Raw genomic sequence first — 251 nt, forward strand, 5'->3', positions numbered from 1 at the left:
GCTCTTCGGGCGAGCGTCCCCGTATCTCGCTCTCGATCTTGTAGAGCTCGGCGATGCGCTGGAGCGCCTCCGTGGCGATCGGCGCGGGTCCGGACTGGGCCAGTTCGTAGAAGCGTCGACGGACATGCGCCCAGCAGAACGCCAGGCTCACGGCATTGCGCTCGGCCAACGCCCGGTATCCGGCGTAGCCGTCGACTTGCAGGATTCCGACGAAGCCCTGAAGGTGCCGCAGTGGCTGTTCGGCCTTGCGG

The 251-nt window shown here is 67.3% G+C and carries 1 protein-coding gene; it reads right to left on the reverse strand.

Features of this window, described 5'->3' with window-relative positions; genetic code table 11:
• Nucleotides 1-251 (reverse strand): IS66 family transposase (locus O7A70_RS34120; RefSeq protein WP_337144245.1); only part of this gene is annotated, 251 nt, incomplete at both ends.

The sequence above is a fragment of the Mesorhizobium sp. Cs1299R1N1 genome (assembly GCF_037179655.1).
Classification (GTDB): Bacteria; Pseudomonadota; Alphaproteobacteria; order Rhizobiales; family Rhizobiaceae; genus Mesorhizobium; species Mesorhizobium salmacidum.